Source organism: Tannerella forsythia (assembly GCF_003860135.1).
GTDB lineage: Bacteria > Bacteroidota > Bacteroidia > Bacteroidales > Tannerellaceae > Tannerella > Tannerella forsythia_A.
This window is the reverse complement of record NZ_RQYN01000148.1, coordinates 1-553: the sequence shown is the minus strand read 5'-3', so window position 1 is coordinate 553 and position 553 is coordinate 1. Positions and strand designations below refer to the sequence as shown.

Annotated in this window: 1 pseudogene; it reads left to right on the top strand. The window is 52.3% G+C overall.

Annotation, left to right across the window (positions count from 1 at the left end):
* Positions 1–553: pseudogene (locus tag EII41_RS13730) on the top strand (hypothetical protein); the annotation flags it as partial.

Here is a 553-nt window from a genome sequence, read left to right as displayed (position 1 = left end):
CATGCCGGAATGGAAACATAGCAACGTGGCCGGATGGAACGCGTCTCTCGGAAAAGATGCCGGACGAAATATCGACCGCAATCCGGTATTCCGTCGGAAAGGATACGACGATGATCTGACCCCCCGCAACGACGGAGACTATCGTCTTACAAGCATCAGTCCCTCTGTCAACGCTGGCTACAATCCGTTCGTGCTTTCAGGCTTCCGGAACCGTACCTCGACCGTACTGCTCAGCCCGCTTAAGGCACAGTATACCGCAGCGCTTGCACTCGATCTGGGCGGCCTGGATAGAATCTACGACGATGTGGTAGATATGGGAGCATACGAATATCATCCGAATATCTCCTCTATAGACCTCGTTCATTCAGTCATCATCGGCACATATCCGAACGTAACGACTGTTCCCGGTGCAGGGATTCACTATACCGAAAGCCAGAAGGACTTTACGATGACGCTCACGCCGGTCGAAGGCTACAGTCTGAAATACATTAAAGTAAAGACGAACTCGAAGAGACGGGATGAGGAACAGGGCGGTATCCGGATGACGCATAAC